The 17,508-nt window shown below is 59.1% G+C and carries 12 protein-coding genes, 1 tRNA gene and 1 pseudogene; 4 read left to right on the forward strand and 10 right to left on the reverse strand.

The features are described from left to right. Positions 1 to 31 precede the first annotated feature (31 nt). The 6 genes from HQ912_RS24050 to HQ912_RS24075 all read right to left on the reverse strand — a co-directional run bounded on the left by HQ912_RS24050 (position 32) and on the right by HQ912_RS24075 (position 8,968). Positions 32 to 1,579 carry a TerC family protein gene (locus HQ912_RS24050; protein WP_047229390.1) on the reverse strand — a complete coding sequence of 516 codons (1,548 nt, stop codon included), beginning with the start codon at positions 1,577 to 1,579 and terminating at the stop codon, positions 32 to 34. 374 nt (positions 1,580 to 1,953) lie between these two features. Next, a complete protein-coding gene (locus HQ912_RS24055; RefSeq protein WP_173407383.1) occupies positions 1,954 to 2,979 on the reverse strand; it encodes a sensor histidine kinase in 1,026 nt (341 codons plus the stop codon). 9 nt (positions 2,980 to 2,988) lie between these two features. Next, entirely contained in the window at positions 2,989 to 4,449 is a 1,461-nt protein-coding gene (locus HQ912_RS24060) for an ATPase domain-containing protein (RefSeq protein ID WP_173407384.1), read from the reverse strand. Further along, the gene (locus HQ912_RS24065) at positions 4,446 to 4,880 is read right to left on the reverse strand and encodes a hypothetical protein (RefSeq protein ID WP_260990053.1); all 435 of its coding nucleotides are present in this window, start codon (positions 4,878 to 4,880) and stop codon (positions 4,446 to 4,448) included. The genes HQ912_RS24060 and HQ912_RS24065 overlap by 4 nt, the downstream gene beginning before the upstream one ends. Before the next feature lie 174 nt (positions 4,881 to 5,054). Next, a complete protein-coding gene (locus HQ912_RS24070; protein WP_076386320.1) occupies positions 5,055 to 7,217 on the reverse strand; it encodes a methyl-accepting chemotaxis protein in 2,163 nt (720 codons plus the stop codon). A gap of 533 nt (positions 7,218 to 7,750) precedes the next feature. Further along, the gene (locus HQ912_RS24075; protein ID WP_076386322.1) at positions 7,751 to 8,968 is read right to left on the reverse strand and encodes an MFS transporter; all 1,218 of its coding nucleotides are present in this window, start codon (positions 8,966 to 8,968) and stop codon (positions 7,751 to 7,753) included. Between the two features lie 327 nt (positions 8,969 to 9,295). Here HQ912_RS24075 and HQ912_RS24080 point away from each other — a divergent pair, with 327 nt between their 5' ends. From HQ912_RS24080 to ggt, 3 genes are all read left to right on the forward strand, one after another. Continuing rightward, complete coding sequence (locus tag HQ912_RS24080) at positions 9,296 to 11,353, forward strand: methyl-accepting chemotaxis protein (protein ID WP_173407385.1); 2,058 nt, start codon at positions 9,296 to 9,298, stop codon at positions 11,351 to 11,353. 103 nt (positions 11,354 to 11,456) lie between these two features. Beyond that, positions 11,457 to 11,533 (forward strand) — tRNA-Met (locus HQ912_RS24085). A 143-nt stretch (positions 11,534 to 11,676) separates the two neighbouring features. Then, entirely contained in the window at positions 11,677 to 13,518 is a 1,842-nt protein-coding gene (gene ggt / locus HQ912_RS24090) for a gamma-glutamyltransferase (RefSeq protein ID WP_047229384.1), read from the forward strand. Positions 13,519 to 13,592: 74 nt separating this feature from the next. Here the strand turns inward: ggt and HQ912_RS24095 are convergent, their stop codons facing one another. From HQ912_RS24095 to HQ912_RS28230, 4 genes and pseudogenes are all read right to left on the reverse strand, one after another. After that, positions 13,593 to 13,817 carry a helix-turn-helix domain-containing protein gene (locus tag HQ912_RS24095; protein WP_047229383.1) on the reverse strand — a complete coding sequence of 75 codons (225 nt, stop codon included), beginning with the start codon at positions 13,815 to 13,817 and terminating at the stop codon, positions 13,593 to 13,595. A 7-nt stretch (positions 13,818 to 13,824) separates the two neighbouring features. Further along, on the reverse strand, positions 13,825 to 14,379 hold the full coding sequence (locus tag HQ912_RS24100; RefSeq protein ID WP_107322932.1) for a DUF2975 domain-containing protein: 555 nt from the start codon (positions 14,377 to 14,379) through the stop codon (positions 13,825 to 13,827). A 91-nt stretch (positions 14,380 to 14,470) separates the two neighbouring features. Next, entirely contained in the window at positions 14,471 to 14,902 is a 432-nt protein-coding gene (locus tag HQ912_RS28225) for a methyl-accepting chemotaxis protein (protein WP_373685103.1), read from the reverse strand. A gap of 108 nt (positions 14,903 to 15,010) precedes the next feature. After that, positions 15,011 to 15,787: pseudogene (locus HQ912_RS28230) on the reverse strand (PAS domain-containing protein); the annotation flags it as partial. A 220-nt stretch (positions 15,788 to 16,007) separates the two neighbouring features. On the opposite strand from HQ912_RS28230, the gene HQ912_RS24110 reads away from it, so the two are divergent. Further along, positions 16,008 to 17,426, forward strand: a complete 1,419-nt coding sequence (locus HQ912_RS24110) for a short-chain fatty acid transporter (protein WP_076386741.1) — start codon at positions 16,008 to 16,010, stop codon at positions 17,424 to 17,426. Positions 17,427 to 17,508: the final 82 nt, after the last annotated feature.

The following is a 17,508-nucleotide window of genomic DNA, read 5'->3' on the forward strand; positions in this document are numbered from 1 at the left end:
AGGCCGCGGATGCGGCCCCAATTCTTCCACGTTAGCTTTTACGCAACAGCACCCTCGTCACCCGACGCTCTTCAACCTCGACAACGGTCATGCTCCACTCTTGCCAATCGAGTTTGTCTCCGATGATGGGCAAGCGGTCCAGCAAGCTCATGACCAACCCGGCGAGCGTCTGATAGTCATCCGTCGCTTTTGCCTGGAAGCCGATGTGTTCGCGAACCTGGCTGAGATTCAGCGCACCGCTGACCAGAAATCCGTCATCCTGGGCCACGATGTTCGGACCTTCTATTTCACTGGCATCGGGCAGTTCACCCGCGATGGATTCGAGAATATCGGTCATGGTGAGAAGACCAATGAAATCACCGAACTCGTTCACCACGAAGGCGATGTGGGTCGACTCTTTGCGCATCTGTTCCAGCGCGTTGAGAATCGTGAAGTTGTCCAGCAGGTTGATGGCCTTGCGAGCCATGGCTTCCAGATTCGGCTCGTTACCCGCCAACAGCTCCTTGAGCAACTCCTTCTTGTGGATGAACCCCAGAGGCTCATCCACACGGCCTTCGCGGATCAACGGCAACCTGGAATACGACGAGTGCATCAGCCTGGTGCGGATCTCGTCTGGGGAATCGGCCAGGTCGAGGTGGTCGATTTCCGCACGATGAGTCATGACACTGCGTATTGGGCGCTCCGCCAACTGCAGCACGCCACTGATCATGACCCGCTCACGTCGGTGGAAGACCTGTTCGGCTTCGTCGCCTGACAGCATGTCAGCGATCTCTTCACCGACTTCATCAGCCCCCAACTTGTGCCCACCCAGCAAACGCATGACCGCATGGGCAGTGCGCTCGCGCATAGGGCGATGCCCCTGCATGCTCTTCTTGCGACGAGAGCGAGCCAACTGGTTGAACAGTTCGATCAGGATCGAAAAACCGATTGCGGCATAGAGGTAGCCTTTCGGAATGTGGAAGCCCAGGCCCTCAGCCGTGAGGCTGAAGCCGATCATCATCAGAAAGCCCAGACAGAGCATGATGACGGTTGGGTGGCTGTTGACGAACTGGGTCAGGGGCTTACTTGCGATGATCATCAGGCCGATGGAGAAAATCACCGCGATCATCATGACCGATAGATGTTCCACCATGCCCACGGCCGTGATCACGGCGTCCAGGGAGAAGACCGCGTCCAGCACCACAATCTGCGCAACGATAGGCCAGAACATCGCATAGGCGGCGTTACCTGTACGCTCGGTGACATGCCCCTCAAGTCGTTCATGCAACTCCATGGTGGCCTTGAACAACAGGAATACACCACCGAACAGCATGATCAGGTCCCGGCCCGAGAACGTCTTGTCGAAGACCTCGAACAACGGCTCGGTCAGGGTCACCATCCAGGAGATGCTGGCCAGCAGGCCAAGGCGCATCAACAATGCCAGCGACAGGCCAATGATACGGGCACGATCGCGCTGCTCCGGCGGCAGCTTGTCAGCCAGGATGGCAATAAACACAAGGTTATCAATGCCGAGCACCAGCTCCAGCACGATCAGGGTCAGCAGGCCGAGCCATGCCGTCGGATCAGCAATCCATTCCATAAGGGTTATTCAACCTCTCGTAGAGTCGGGGCGAAAGGTGCCAGGGAAAGAAGCTTTATCGAGCGGATAGAGCAAGGCATGACTTGGGAGGCGACACCGTTGGTCTCACTGGGAGAAATCGATGAGAAGCCTACGGATGGGATTTGGATATCCAGCGATCCAGAAAAACCGGATAAACGCTGGGTAACGCAGAGCGGACTTGTAGAGGGCGCGGATTGAAAAAAACGACTGGGAGGCTCCAGAAGGGTGTTCATATAGACCTGAAAATAATTGGGGAGGTGATCCTATAATGTTTCCGAACGCGTCATACGCATCGAATTATTACAGAATCTGACATCCCCGCACGCGGCGGCAGATGGGACGACTGCGCAGCTTCATGGATTTGCCAACGGCAACCTCACCACGAACTCGCTCCCCTTGCCATCCCCCTCACTCTTGCCGACCACTGTGCCACCGTGGCTTTCGACCAACTCGCGCACCACCGTCAAACCAATGCCCAGGCCAACGCCGTTGAAGCCGATGGCGTGAACATCCTGCACAAAGGGTTCAAAAATAAACGGCAGCGCCTTGGCCGAAATACCTATGCCGGTATCACGGATGCTGACCTGCAAGACACTCCCTTCGACGGTAACCGACAATTCGACGGTGCCGCCCACAGGGGTGTATTTGACCGAATTACCCAGCAGGTTTCCGAGAATCTGAGCAAGCCGTACCGGATCGCCGTACACCAGCAGGGCACACTCGGGCAGTGTGGTGCTGAACAGCAAATTGCCGCTGACCATGGCCGGTTTACAGATATCGATGGCCTCGCGAACGATCTGCACCATATCGACAATCTGGCAATCGAGGCGAAACTTGCCGGTGCTGACGCGGGAGACATCGAGCAAGTCCTCCACTAATCGAGACATGTGCCGGACCTGACCTTCGATCAGCTTCTGCATGCGCGGCAACTCCTCACTGGGCACCCGCACCAGTCGGCCGGCAATCATGCTGATGGGCGTCAGCGGATGACGCAGTTCGTGGGCAACCAAAGCGAGAACGCTACGCTGGCGCTCCAGCGCCCGTTCGGCCGCGTCTTGCAGATGCTGCGCGCTAAGGGCGGCAATGACCAATTGCTCATTGGCCTCGCGCATCTGCCGATACAGTTGTTGTTCTGCCTGCGTGGAAGGTGGCTTTTCAGCCTCGGACTGGGCCGACAGGATCGCCAGGACCAGTTGCTGATTGGCCTCGATCAGTTGCTCGACATATTGCTTGTCGGCAAGTTGGGTGTTGGCGTCGTTCAGCTCCTTGCGCAGCGCGGCCAGCACCGCACGCGCCTCGACAGTTTTCTGGCCGAGCAGGAACAGCTCGCGAGCGGCCATCGCCTTCGCCTGCTCATTCCCGCCATTGGCCTCATTCATGATGATGCCTCATCCAGTACCTTTGCCAGACATCTGCCGGGTAGGCCGGCCTCCGAGCAAACCTTCCTGATCCGGCAACATGTCACCGATCTGCAAACCGCTATCGTCAATGCTGTAAAGGCGTAACTCATCGGAGTGAGCGCTGGCCCGCACCTTGACCACGGCCATGATGCGCAATAAACGGCTTTGCACTTCAATGTAGCGCTGAACGATGATTGCATCGGTGAGAAAAGCCGTGCCGTAAGGACTGAATCGCAGATCCGTGTAGCGATCCTCCAACTCCGAGGTCAGCAATACACTGACACCGGCGCTGGTCAACGCGGTGACCATGCGCGACAGCGACTCGCGAAAGTCTTCGCGAAAGGTCGGCGCCAGGGCCAGTTCGAACCCCGACAGCGAGTCAATCACCACCCGCGTGGCGTTCAGGCGAGCAATCTCGCTCAACAGCAACTGCACGATCTCGTCGATGGACAGATCTGGAGCACGGCTATCCACCAGCCCGACTTTGCCGCTTTTAATCAAGTTTGAGAGGGTGGCGTTCTGGGAGTGATTCGGGCGCTGCTCGAACACGGCGATCACGCCGTTTTCACCGTTTCGCGCGCCTTCAGCGAGAAACGATGCCGCGAGAATGCTTTTTCCAGAACCCGACGGGCCAGCAACCAACAGGGAGTAACCGCGCGGCAGGCCACCACCGAGCATTTCGTCGAGCTGTGGCACACCCATTCCCAAGCGTTTGATGGGGAACTCCAGCGGGGCTTCGATCGGATTGTAGGGCGCAGGGGCAAATACCTTGATTCCCGATGGGGCGATACGGAAAGTGTGCAGACCCGGCAGCGTTGGCTGGCCACGCATCTTCATGATTTCCATCTTGCGCACCATGGAATTGCGCTGAACGCTCTGGCGCAGCCAGATCAGTCCGTCGGCCACAGTGAAAATCGGGTTGGTATCGGTTTCGGTAAAGTACTCACCAATCAGGAAAGTCGTGGCCTGCCAAGTGGTCATCAACATGCCCAGTTGCTGGACGAACTGCGGCAAGTTGTTGTTCGGGTTGTCCTGGGTCTGGCTGGCCAGCACCACCGAGCGGAACGAGTCAACGAACACCAGCGCCGGGGAGTGCGCCTCCACCTCGCTGACAATGCGCCGCAGCACTTCGTCCAGATCCCCGGCCAGGGTATCGTCAGCCAGGTTGACGTAGCGGATCGAATGATTGATCGCGTCGCTGTCGAAGAAATCGAACTGCTGCTGATAGCGCAGCATCTTCAGTGGTGGCTCACCCAGCACGGTAAAAAACAGCGCCGGACGTGCGGGGGTCGCCAGGGCAAACATCATCTGGTGCGCGAGGGTGGTCTTACCGCAACCGGGTGGGCCGGCGATCAGATTGAACGAAAACTCCGGCAATCCTCCGCCCAAGACCTCGTCCAGTCCTGGCACGCCGGTGGCCAAGCGGTTGATAGTCACTTTGCTGCTCATGGCGAATTTTCCTGCGAAGGGGTGTCGCTCAAAGAAGAATCCCACACGTCACGAAGCAAACGTGCGGTAAGCGAGGGTCCGATCAGCGTGGTCAGCAACTCATAGAAAGTGGTCAGCAACATTTCACCGAAAAACCGCGCATCGGCTTCGCTTTGCTCAACAAGCACTGAATTCAGGGCGGTCAGAACCATGCCGGACGGCACCTTGTTGCAGGTGCTGGTCAGGCGCGGATGAGCGGAGCCACACAGATGCAGGCTACGGCGATACAACGCGATAACCCCTTGCTGACCAATGACGGGCGTCAGGGTCGCCTCTATATCCTGCAAGATGGAAACGATCGCGTGGGCGGTCTTTGCAATGTCAGCGTTGGGGCCAACGCGGTGCGCCAGAGAAGCTACGATCTGACGGCTCTCTTCGCTTAGCGTGGACATGGCTAACTGGTATCCGATGGGCGAGTATCGATAGTACACCCTCAAGGGCGTTACCGAGACCCTATTGGATAACGCAATGCAATTGCGATCACTCAAGAACCGGATTGAATCCGCAGCGAGGGAGCTGGTCCCTCGCACAATAAATCTGAGTGGAGCGCGTGGCCAGGAAACCCACTACCCCCTTTTGACTTTGAAGCGCCCCAGCACGCGCTGCATCAAAGATGCTCGCTCCGAAAGATCCTTGGCCGCCACCGCGCACTCTTGTGAGTTGGACTGGTTTTTCTGCGTCACTTCATCGATCTGCTCCAACCCGATGCTGGCCTGTTGCAGGCCTGAGGCTTGCTCGCTGGAAGCTTGATAGATCAATGAAACCAGGTTGGAAACAGCACTGGTTCCGCTGACGATGTTTTTCAGCGATTCGGCGGTCCGGCCTGCGATGATCATGCCGCGTTGCGTTTTGCTCGAGGAGTCAGCAATCAATGCAGCCGTCTGCTGGGCGGCCTCGGCGCTGCGGGCGGCCAGGCTACGCACCTCATCCGCCACCACAGCAAAACCACGCCCCAACTCACCTGCCCTGGCGGCTTCGATAGCCGCGTTCAACGCCAACAGGTTGGTTTGCGCGGCGATGTTGTCGATGGTGGTGATGATCGCGGTAATGTCTTTGCCCGAATTGTCGATTTCGGCCATGGCGGCAATCAGCTCACTCATCAATTTGTCGCTTTCCCCGGCATCGGCCCGTGATGCCTGGGACTGCTCATCGGCCTTTTTGGCATTGGCGGCGTTGTCCCGGGTCTGTGCGGCCATTTGTGTCATCACCGCGCTGATTTCAGTGATGGACGACGCGGAATTGGACGCCCCATCGGACAATGACTGGCTCAGGTCGGTAACCTGCGCCGAGCTGCCGGTGATCTGGGTGGCGCTGGCCTGAACTTCGCCAATCAGTTGGTTCAGATTACCCACCATCTTCTCCAGTGACTTGCCAAGGGTATCGTGGGGCGAGGACAACCGGACCTCCAGGTCCAGATCACCTTCGCTAATGCGCTCAGCCACCCTGACCTGCCGTTGCAGGCTTTCAGACATATCGTTGAGCGCGACAGACAACTGGCCCACTTCGTCCTCGGATTTCTGCACCAGGCGACGCGAGAAATCTCCCAGGCTGATGTTGGCTGCCAAGGCGGCGGCTTCGCGAATCGGCCCAACGATTTTTGCGGCGGCAAACCACAGGGCGACCAGCGCCAACAGCGAAACGCCCAGGCCAACCGACACCTGCCAGATGCTGTTGCTGATACTGCGCGCCTGTAACTCCTGCTCCAGGGCAATGGCCTGAGTCATGACCACTGCCTTTGGCAGGCGAATCAGCACCGCCCAGGGTTTGCCTGTGCGGCCCAGCTCAATGGGCATCAGCACTTCGATATGCTGGGTGTGCGGATTGAGCAGACCGTCACCACGGCCACTCTGGATATCGCGCAGTACTTTCTCCCAAGAGTCAGGCAACAAGGCCTTGATGGGCTGGCCGATCAGGTCGGTACGCTGACTGTCCGCGACCACCAGCCCCTGGTTACTCAGAATCGACACCGTGCCCTTGCCACCGTAGAGATCGGCCGACATCTGCTCGCTGAGTTTCTGGATAAAGTCGATATCGAAGTCAGCGCCGACCACGCCGTAGAACTTGCCATCGGATACGATCGGCACCGACAAAGTGGTCAGCCATACGTTTTTGCCCTGAACCACATAAGGAATGGGGTCCAGCACGCTTTCCTTCAGAGTGTCGCGTGGGCCGCTGTACCAACCCCCTTTGGGTACACCGTTCGGGTGGCGATCCGGGGAGTCATACTCGACCAATGGCTGTACTGCCACATGTCCGCCAGCGCTGCGCGTCCAGTAAGGCGTGAAGCGCCCGGTCAACGGATTACTGCCGTCCTGAGCATTGCGCAACACAAGATCCTGACCATCCAACGCGTCCGGTTCCCAGCAGGAGTAAGTGCCATTGAAGTCCGGGTTATCTTTTAGAACGCTGAGCAATACCGTGTTGATCTGCTCACGTCCCAACGCCAAAGGGCTCTGCGAAGCCTTGCTGGAGGCAAAGGTATTGGCCATGGTGCGGGCCGCATCCAGAGCATTTTGCAACTTGGCCTGAATGGCATTGGCACGGGACTCGGCCAGGTTCTGAATTTCCCGGATCGTTGATTCTTCAACCAACGCCGAGACTTCGGTCGCCACGTATTGTTCATTGGCCCTGGCGGTAAAGAGCCCGTAAATAACCAGGCTAATTGATGAAACAAACAGACATACGCCTGCCGTGACACAAATGCGTGCCTGCAACGACTTGAACTTCATATCATCCCCTGCCTGATTATTTTTATTGCCAACGTTTAAGACGACAGCCTCAAACTTGTGCACGACACGGCAAATAACAATCGCTCACGGCTGTTTACGCTGTCCACGAGGCAATCGCCTTGAACGGACGCGGCGATACAACTGCTTTATAAGTATTTGAAGCGTGGCAGGTAGGGGCGTGAGTCACCTCACCCGAGGGGTGAAGGTATTCAGATCAAGAGCCGAAGGCCTTATGTCCGAAGACAATAAGAGCGGCGGGTGGAAAGAATGTGGAAAGCTGCTTTCCGGTCACCCCAGCGGACTCCCTTGAAGATTGCCGCTGCGTCCATTCAATCCATCAACCACAGCAGCAAATTAACATGACCGACTTTTATACAAAATCAAACTTAAGACTTATACAAAACGGTACTTTAGTCGCGGTTCCAAGCAACTAATCAAATCGCTCTGGTGGGCGGGTATTTTTCAATGCTTTGAAATTCAGTTGTTTCGCAACGACCGGCGGGGCCCACTCGCCTCCGCCGGTTGAGTACACGTCAGTTTTTTCTGCTTTTGGGCAGAAAAATCGCCAGGGCTCCAAACAACGGCAAAAACGAGCACAACCAATACACATACTCGATGCCACGGATGTCCGCCAGATGCCCCAACAGCGCGGCGCCAATTCCGCCGAAGCCAAACATCAAGCCAAAGAACACGCCGGCAATCATGCCGACGTTACCCGGCACCAGTTCCTGGGCATACACCACGATGGCCGAGAATGCCGAAGCCAGGATGAAGCCGATGACCACGCTGAGAATGCTGGTCCACAGCAGGTCGACGTGAGGCAGGATCAGCGTGAACGGTGCCACACCAAGGATCGAGAACCAGATCACCGCCTTACGTCCGATCCTGTCGCCTATCGGACCGCCAAAGAAGGTCCCCGCCGCCACAGCGCCGAGGAACAAGAACAGATACAACTGCGACGACGCCACCGACAGGTCGAACTTCTCGATCAGGTAGAAGGTGAAGTAGCTGGTGAAACTGGCCATGTAGAAATACTTGGAGAACACCAGCAAACCCAGCACCGCCAATGCACTCAAGACCCGGCCCCTGGACAGACCATGAGTAGCCGCCTGGCCTTGCTTGAGCTTGAACAGGTTCAGGTGATTGGCGTACCAGCGGCTGATGCGGTACAGCACGAACAGCGCAAACAGTGCGAACAGGCCGAACCAAGCCACATTACCTTGCCCGTAAGGAACGATGATCGCCGCCGCCAGCAACGGGCCGAAAGCAGAGCCGGCGTTACCGCCGACCTGGAACGTCGACTGCGCCAACCCATAACGCCCGCCGGACGCCAGGCGTGCGACTCGCGAGGCTTCAGGGTGAAAGGTCGAGGAGCCAATACCGATCAGACCGGCGGCCAGCAGGATCATGGCAAAACTGCCAACCATGGACATCATCACGATCCCGATCAGCGTGCAGACCGTACCGGCCGGCAGCAGCCAGGGCTTGGGGTGCCGGTCCGTGTGATAACCCACCCAGGGCTGCAGCAGCGATGCCGTCAACTGGAAGGTCAGCGTAATCAAGCCAACCTGGGTGAAGGTCAGCCCATAACTGGCCTTGAGCATCGGGTAAATAGACGGTAGTACCGCCTGGATCAGGTCGTTGATCAAATGCGCCAACGCCACGGCACCGATGATGCGCATGACCAACGGGCTGCTTTGAGGTGTGGCAGGGATAGACGCGGTATCGACCTGGGTATCGCTGATAGCCATGGGAGTTTCCATACGGGGTTTGCACAGGAAGCGGATTCATCAATGTGCCATTTTTCGGTGCAGCAAGGCTATCCCCTTAGCTTGCTATCGACTTGAAATATTGTCAGCGAGCTCGGTAATAGCGCAAAGCCATGGTCTGAATCTTGCCTTGTTAACGGTCTACAACGCGGCCCCTTACAAAGGGGACCGAGAATGGGAAGTTTCGCTACAGAGCCAGCCTACAGAGCGGGCCTGGACAAACTTTCGAGGCCTTTTAAAAGGGCACCTGTTTCGGCACTGTGTCGAAACGCACAAAAATAGTGCAAAGGTGTTCAGGGGAGTATGGGCATGCAGGCTTTTCTATCACCGGGAATCAGGTTGCTGGGGCGTTTCGGCTTTGCCCGCAAATTTCAGTTGCTGTTCCTGCTTTTCATCCTGCCACTCATGGGCAGCCTGTGGATCATCGGCCAGGACTATCGCGACAAACTCAGCCTGATTTCCGAAGAGCGCGCCGGGGTTCGCCAGTTGCTGGCCCTGGATAACCTGGACAACCTGCTCGCCGCCCAGCGCAACCGCGCGGCCCGTTGGCGAGCCACGGAAACCAATCGCCAGGCAACACCCGCAACGCTTGCCGCGATGGCGGCTTTCGATGCCGTGCAGCCGGCCCTCAACCAGGCCGCCAATGATCTGGGCAGCACCTTGCAAACCGAAGGTGCCGAAGCCGACACCCTGGCTCGCTTCCAAACGCTGCAAACCAGTCTCAATGGTCTTGATTCGAAAAGCCTGGGCACCGTCGGTTGGTGGCCGGACGGCTATGACCGCTTCACTGCGGCCTTGAGTGCCCTGCAAGCCTTGCGCGAGCAGATCGTCATGGACAATCGCCTGACCCTCGCCTCCTGGCTGGAAACCTACCTGCTGATCCAGATCTCGACCCAGCAGACACCGGACCTGATCGAGCGGGTCGGTCGCCTGGCCAGCGTTGGCCAGGCCTCCGTTGTGTCGGGTCAGTTCACCCTGCAAAGCCGCCTGCAATTGCGCGACCTGCGCAGCCGGATCGGCGATGCCCGGGATCAACTGGTCAAAACCGGTGGAGTACTGCAGGCGCGCCTGCCGAACGAACTGCAAGCCTGGTCCGGACAATTCCAGGACAGCCTCAAGCATCTGGATTCCGGCCTGAAAGTCCTGGATGAAGGGGTCTTCGCCGGCTCCATCAGCCTCAAGCCGGAAGAATTCGAGAAACACATGGATGCGCTCCTGGCGGACTTGGCGACCTTGCGCCAGCAGTCTCTGATGGCTCTGGATGCGCGACTGGACCACTACCACTCCTCAGCCATCCGCCAGTTCACCCTGGTGGCCACGGTGCTGGGTTGTCTGCTGTTGGCCGCGCTTTACCTCTTCGTCTGCCTGCAAGCGTCCATCCGCCGCAGCGCCAGTGGCATCACATTACTGGCCGAAGCCCTGCGTGACGGCAACCTCAGTCTGCAAGTGCCGGTGCAAGGACGCGACGAACTGGCGGCCATCAGTACCGCTCTCAACGTTGCAGTGGTGCAGTTGCGCAACAGCCTGTTGGGTGTGGACCACGAAACGTTGCAGTTGAGCAATGCCGTTCGCACCCTCAACACGCACTCCAGCGGCGCCCTGGGCGAAGTCGAAGCCCAACAGATGCAGATCAGCCAGATCGCCGCGGCCGCCACGCAACTGGCCGCCACCTCTCAAGGGGTCGCCAGAAGCTGTGAACAGGCCTCCGACAGCGCCCAGCAGACCCGGCGTATCGCCGCCGACAGCAGCCGCGACAGTCAACGCACTACGGCGAGCATCCAGCAACTCAACCAGCGCCTCAACGAAACCGCCGCCGCATTGGGCCGGGTCAGCGAACAGGGGCAACAGATCCAGGTGGTGGTCGACACCATCCGCGGCGTAGCCGAGCAGACCAACCTGCTGGCCCTCAATGCCGCCATCGAAGCCGCTCGCGCTGGGGAACAGGGCCGTGGTTTCGCGGTGGTGGCCGATGAGGTACGCAGCCTGTCGCAACGCACCCAGTCCTCCACCCAACAGATTGCTGGCACCGTCGACAGCCTGCGCGCTACGGTCAACGAAGCGGTCAGCCTGATGGAAGCCGCATGCGGCCAGGCCCAGACCGACGCGCAAGCCGTTACCGGCCTTGGCGAGCGCCTGGGAGAAATTGCCAGCGCCGTGCAGAGCGTCACCGACACCCTGGCGCAAATCGCCACCGCGGTGGACGAACAAGCCAGCACCGCCGACGAGGTCAGCGGCAATATCCAGCAGGTCGACCAGGCGGCCATGCGATTGCTTGAAGGGGCACGCGCCGTGAACCTCGCGGCGGATACTTTGAGCCAGGGCAGCCAGGCCCTGAGCGCCAACACAGGGAGATTTCAACTCGGTTGACGGGTATTTGCGGCGAGGATTGATAAGCGGTTGAAAGCGCTGAGAAATATTTCAGATTTACGCTTGACACATCTTCGTTACCGGCGAATAATGCGCGCCACTTGGCTACATAGCTCAGTTGGTTAGAGCATAGCATTCATAATGCTGGGGTCCGGGGTTCAAGTCCCTGTGTAGCCACCAAGTACTAAAAACGGCTTATCGAAAGATAAGCCGTTTTTTTATGCCTCGATAAAAGCCGTCCCCCAAGTCCGCGCTGATTTGCGCCCGACGCCTCGCATCGCTACAGTCGATCCCTATCCCCTGGCCCACGGATGGAGCGACACATGCTTGCAGATCTGAAACCGAATCTTCATCGCCTGTCAGCCGTTTCGCTGCTGGCTGTAGCCCTGGCACTCGTTGCCTGTAAGGCCCCGTCCTCCTCCACAACCCCAGCATTGCCCGTCGCACCGGAGATCGCCTCCGGCTATCGCACCGACCTGCAGACCCGCCACGCTGACAAGCACATGGCCGCGGCGGCCAACCCGCTGGCGGCCGAAGCCGGGCGGCAGATGTTGCGGCGCGGCGGCTCGGCCATCGACGCGGCGATTGCCATGCAGGCGGTGCTGACCCTCGTGGAGCCGCAGTCCTCCGGGATCGGTGGCGGTGCATTCATCGTGTTGTGGGACGGCAAGGCAGTACGTACTTACGACGGTCGCGAAACGGCACCGGCCGGCGCCACCGAGAGACTTTTCCTGCAAGCAGATGGCAAACCCATGCCGTTTACCGCCGCGCAGATAGGCGGCCGTTCCGTGGGCACACCGGGCGTGTTGCGGGCACTGGAACTGGCCCATCGCAAACATGGCCGACTTGAATGGGCCACGCTGTTCGAGCCGGCCATCGCATTGGCCGAACAGGGTTTTGCGATCTCGCCCAGGTTGCACTCGATGATTGCGGCCGATGCGTCCCTGCCGGGGTCGCCGGACATGGCCGCCTATTTCCTGAACGCCGACGGCAGCCCGAAGGCGGTCGGCACACTGCTGAAAAATCCCGCTTTGGCCGACGTGCTCAAGCGCATCGCCCGCGAAGGTCCCGACGCCTTGTACAAAGGGCCGATTGCCGAAGAAATCGTCGCCAAGGTGCAGAAGCATGCCAACCCCGGCAGCCTGTCATTGAATGACCTCCAGGGCTACGCCGCCCGGGAACGTGCGCCGCTTTGCACTGACTACAAGCGCTGGCAAGTCTGTGGCATGGCGCCCCCGTCTTCGGGCGGGATCGCCGTGGCACAGATTCTCGGAACCTTGCAGGCATTGGAACAGCGCGACCGCCGCACGGCCCTCGCGCCCATGAAACCCGTCAAGACCGATAAACCCGCCGGCATTGAGCCGACGCCCGAAGCAGTGCACCTGATCGCCGAAGCCGAACGCCTGACCTACGCCGACCGCGCCCTGTATGTCGCTGACTCGGACTTCGTCCCCGTACCGGTCAAAGGTCTGGTCGATCCCGGTTATCTGGCCAGCCGCGCGAGCCTGATCGGTCCACGCAGCATGGGCATCGCCAAACCCGGCACACCACCGGGCGTCCAGGTGGCCTACGCCCCGGACCGTTCGCCCCTGCGCATCTCCACCTCGCAAGTGGTGGCAGTGGATGATCAGGGTGGCGCCGTGTCGATGACCACCACGGTGGAGTCGGCGTTCGGCTCACACCTGATGGTCCGGGGTTTCATGCTCAACAACCAGATGACCGACTTCTCGTTCATACCCGAAGAAAATGGGCAAAAGGTCGCCAACCGCGTCGAACCCGGCAAACGCCCCCGCTCGTCCATGGCGCCGACCCTGATCTTTGATCGCCAGAGCGGTGAACTACTGGCCGCTGTCGGCTCACCGGGCGGCTCCCAAATCATCGAATACGTCGCCAAGTCAGTGATCGGCCTGCTGGACTGGGACCTGGACGCGCAAGCCGCAATCAATCTTCCCAACTTCGGCAGCCGCAACGGCCCCACCGAACTGGAACAAGGTCAGTTCAGCCCGACGCTGATCCAGGCGTTGAAAAACAAAGGCCATGCCGTGAGTGAAATCGACATGACCAGTGGAACCCAGGCGATCGTCCGAGTCCGTGATGCCCAGGGCAAAATCTCACTGGCCGGTGGGGCGGACCCGCGGCGTGAGGGTCAAGCGCTGGGGGATTGAGCGTCGCGGCTATCTGGCCAGTCTGCGAAGTCGCGTCGCCGGCCATCGCGAGCAGGTTCGCTCCCCCCAAGGGGTCAGGCCTTGGGGGGATCGCTCTGCGGTTGGTAAATCAGCAGATCGGCGGGCTGACATTGCAGATGGCTGCAAATGGCTTCGAGGGTAGCCAGGCGAATACCCTTGACCTTTCCTTGCTTCAACAAGGAAAGGTTGGCTTCCGTAATGCCTATCGCGGCGGCAAGGTCCTTGGATTTAACCTTGCGCGTCGCCAGCATCACATCAAGTTGAATAACGATAGGCATAGGGCTCTCAAACAAAAGTTCGGTTTTCTGAATCGACTTCACTGGCCCGGGACAATATCCGGGCAATGATTGCAATGCAGGCTGCAAGAAACAACGCGACAAACGACGGGGCGGTAACGCTGAGGGTAAGCAGACGCTGACCGACCGGTGCGTTGATCGTCACCAGCAGGCTGAGAAACGGCTCACACAGGAAATCCAGCAGCACCCACAGCGCCACAGCGCGACCTACCTTCCCCAGGCAAACGGCTGCTTCGCTGGAAAAATACTCGCCTTGGGCATATCGCTGGAACAACTGCCGCAAATGGCCCAGCCCGAACGCCAGGGCCAGCAGCGGTATGCTCGACAACAGCATTGCGCCAAGGCATTGCCAACCAGTCAAGCGCATAGCCTCTGCTGACAAGCTCGACAGCTGTCGCTCGGTCAGGGCAAAGCCCAGACCGTATTCTGAAGCAACGTCAGGAAACAGCCAGACCCCGGCGTTGAGGACCATCATCGTGATAATGAAGACAAGTGTGATGACAGCCATGCGCTGGCTGTACAGGGCGAGACGATTCGAGGACATGGAAGGCTCCACAGAACAAAGGAAGCGCAAACCATAGCGGTGAAATTATCGCAGAACAATAATTAATATGTAAAAAACGATAACATCAAACTCAAGTCGACAACTGATTGGCAAACTGGCTCACGGCATCGACCACCTTCTTCGCGCCATCCTGAATCTCGACGATCACCGTCCCCGCCTCCGCTGCCAGGGCCAGACCCTGTTCGGCCTGGTGCTGGCCGTCGGTCATCAGTGCCACGGCGTTGCGGGCCATGTCCTGGTTCTGGCGAACCACGCCGACGATCTCATCAGTGGCCTGACTGGTACGCGACGCCAGTTGCCGCACTTCATCGGCCACCACCGCAAAGCCCCGGCCCTGCTCACCCGCCCGGGCGGCTTCGATGGCCGCGTTGAGCGCCAGCAGGTTGGTCTGTTCGGCAATGCCGCTGATGGTCTTGACGATGGTGCCGATCACCAGAGATTGCTCATTCAGGGCCTCGATGCCTTCGCCGGCGGTTTGCATGTGCCGGGCCAGGTCACGCATCACGCCCACGGCCTGGGTCACCACGGTGGTGCCGCGCTGGGCGCTGCTGTCGGTTTGCAACGAGGTGCTGTAGGCAATGCCGGCCGCCTCGGAGACAGCTTTTTCCTGGTTGACCTGATCAGTGATGTTCGTGGCGAACTTGACCACTTTGTACAATCGCTCGTTGGCATCAAGCACCGGGTTGTAAGAGGCTTCCAGCCAGACTTCACGGCCGTTGCTGTCCAAGCGTTTGAAGCGACCGGCCACGAACTCGCCGCTATTGAGACGCTGCCAGAACTGCTGGTAGGTGGCGCTGTTGTACTCCTCCGGTTCGCAAAACATGCGGTGATGCTTGCCCTTGATCTGCGCCAGGCTGTATCCCATGGCATTGAGGAAGCGATCATTGGCTGACAGTACGTGACCGCCCAGGTCGAATTCGATCACCGCCGTTGAACGCACCAGCGCACCAATGAGGTTTTCATGTTCACGCGACGCCTCGATGGTACGGGTCAGGTCGCTGGAATACATCGAGAAATAGCGGATTCGGCCATCAGCCGCCCGAACCGGTTGGAGAATCGAACGCAACCAGGCTTCCTTACCGTTGCCCCGGAGCAGCCGTACGGCGCCGGAGAAATGCTCGCCTCTAGTCAGCGCCGTCTTGAAACGCAACTGGAACTCATTGGATTTCAGGTAAGCCGGCACCAGCTCTTCGACAGACCGGCCGATGAGGTCCTGGGACTTGTAGTGCATTTCGTCGAGAAAATTCTGATTGACCGTCTGCACCCGCCCTTCGGCATCCAGAGTGAGGGCCAGCATCTCGCGGTCCAAACTCTCCTTCACCTGCACAAGGCTGGACAGTTCCTGGCGAAGAGCCGAAAGCTCCTGCTTCAAGCGTTTATTGAACATGGCATGCTCCGAGAGCAGGAGAGTTAGGTGGCCTGTTCTCTTGCCATCGGCTCGCCGATTTTTTTCTAAAGAGCGCCCCGGGCCGCTTCTGAAAATAATCCTGCGCGCTCGCGAACCCCGATTAGCCTCCCATGGTCACTGGAATGTTCCAGTGTTGGCGCCTGACGCCAAGACCCTGCCGCACCCAATACCCATAACCATAAAAATCGAGGTAATTGCCGTGACCACCGACATACAAGACAGCCGTTCCGCCCGCTTCGCCTTGCGCTGTTCCAGTTTTGCCGAGCGCTGGTTCCCTGACTCCTGGGTATTTGCCGCCCTGGCAGTATTGGTAGTCGCGGTGGCGACACTGTTCATCGGCGCCAAACCCACGGCCGCTGCCATGGCGTTCGGCGATGGCTTCTGGAGCCTGATACCGTTCACCATGCAGATGGCCTTCGTGGTGATCGGCGGTTACGTGGTCGCCAGCTCGCCGCCCGCCGTCAAACTGATCGATCGCCTGGCACGCATCCCGAAAAACGGTCGCTCCGCGGTGGCCTGGGTCGCATTGATCTCCATGGTCGCGTCGCTGCTCAACTGGGGGCTTTCCCTGGTATTTGGCGGTTTATTGGTACGTGCCCTGGCCCGTCGCACCGATCTGAAAATGGACTACCGCGCCGCGGGCGCCGCCGCTTACTTGGGCCTGGGCGCGGTTTGGGCACTGGGTTTGTCTTCCTCGGCGGCGCAATTGCAGGCCAACCCGGCCAGCCTGCCACCATCGATCCTGTCGATCACCGGGGTCATTCCGTTCACCCAGACCATTTTTCTCTGGCAATCGGGAGTGATGTTGCTGGCGTTGATCGTGATCTCGCTGATCGTGGCCTATGCCACCGCTCCCGGCCCGAACAGTGCCCGTGACGCCGCCGCCTGCGGGATTGATCCCAGCTTCAGCATGCCGGCATTGCAGCCTCGCACCCGCCCGGGAGAATGGCTGGAACATAGCCCGCTGCTGACCATTGCCCTGGCGCTACTGGCCGCCGGCTGGCTGTTCCACGAGTTCTCGACCAAACCTGCGATAAGCGCCATCTCCGGGCTCAACACCTATAACTTCCTGTTCCTGATGCTTGGCGCGTTGCTGCACTGGCGGCCGCGCAGCTTTCTCGATGCCGTGGCGCGCGCGGTGCCGACCACCACCGGCGTGCTGATCCAGTTCCCGCTGTACGGCTCGATTGCCGCGCTGCTGACCACGGTCAAGGGTAGCGACGCCCAGACGCTCGCCCATCACATATCCACCTTTTTCGTACAGATCGCGTCCCACGATACCTACGCCGTGTTGATGGGCGCCTACTCGGCGGTGCTGGGCTTTTTCATTCCTTCGGGAGGCGGCAAATGGATCATCGAAGCCCCCTATGTCATGCAGGTGGCCAATGATCTGAACTATCACCTGGGGTGGGCGGTGCAGATCTATAACGCCGCCGAAGCGCTGCCAAACCTGATCAATCCGTTCTACATGCTGCCGCTGCTGGGAGTGTTGGGGCTCAAGGCCCGGGACCTGATCGGTTTCTCCTTCGTGCAATTACTGGTTCACACGCCATTGGTGCTGGTGCTGCTGTGGGCGCTGGGGACGACATTGTCTTATCTGCCGCCCGTGATGCCATAAAGCCATAAAAAAGGGCCGATATTTTCGTCGGCCCACTTTTTCTTCGCTCCGGTCTGTTTCAGTATGGCTACACCCTGTTCGA

The organism is Pseudomonas sp. MPDS, from assembly GCF_013283895.1.
Classification (GTDB): Bacteria; Pseudomonadota; Gammaproteobacteria; order Pseudomonadales; family Pseudomonadaceae; genus Aquipseudomonas; species Aquipseudomonas rhizophila.

Coding starts and splice junctions, on each gene's coding strand:
- HQ912_RS24050 (WP_047229390.1), bottom strand. CDS start 1,579: ATGGAATGGATTGCTGATCCGACGGCATGGCTCGGCCTGCTGACCCTG.
- HQ912_RS24055 (WP_173407383.1), bottom strand. CDS start 2,979: ATGAATGAGGCCAATGGCGGGAATGAGCAGGCGAAGGCGATGGCCGCT.
- HQ912_RS24060 (WP_173407384.1), bottom strand. CDS start 4,449: ATGAGCAGCAAAGTGACTATCAACCGCTTGGCCACCGGCGTGCCAGGA.
- HQ912_RS24065 (WP_260990053.1), bottom strand. CDS start 4,880: ATGTCCACGCTAAGCGAAGAGAGCCGTCAGATCGTAGCTTCTCTGGCG.
- HQ912_RS24070 (WP_076386320.1), bottom strand. CDS start 7,217: ATGAAGTTCAAGTCGTTGCAGGCACGCATTTGTGTCACGGCAGGCGTA.
- HQ912_RS24075 (WP_076386322.1), bottom strand. CDS start 8,968: ATGGCTATCAGCGATACCCAGGTCGATACCGCGTCTATCCCTGCCACA.
- HQ912_RS24080 (WP_173407385.1), top strand. CDS start 9,296: ATGCAGGCTTTTCTATCACCGGGAATCAGGTTGCTGGGGCGTTTCGGC.
- ggt (WP_047229384.1), top strand. CDS start 11,677: ATGCTTGCAGATCTGAAACCGAATCTTCATCGCCTGTCAGCCGTTTCG.
- HQ912_RS24095 (WP_047229383.1), bottom strand. CDS start 13,817: ATGCCTATCGTTATTCAACTTGATGTGATGCTGGCGACGCGCAAGGTT.
- HQ912_RS24100 (WP_107322932.1), bottom strand. CDS start 14,379: ATGTCCTCGAATCGTCTCGCCCTGTACAGCCAGCGCATGGCTGTCATC.
- HQ912_RS28225 (WP_373685103.1), bottom strand. CDS start 14,902: ATGCGTGACCTGGCCCGGCACATGCAAACCGCCGGCGAAGGCATCGAG.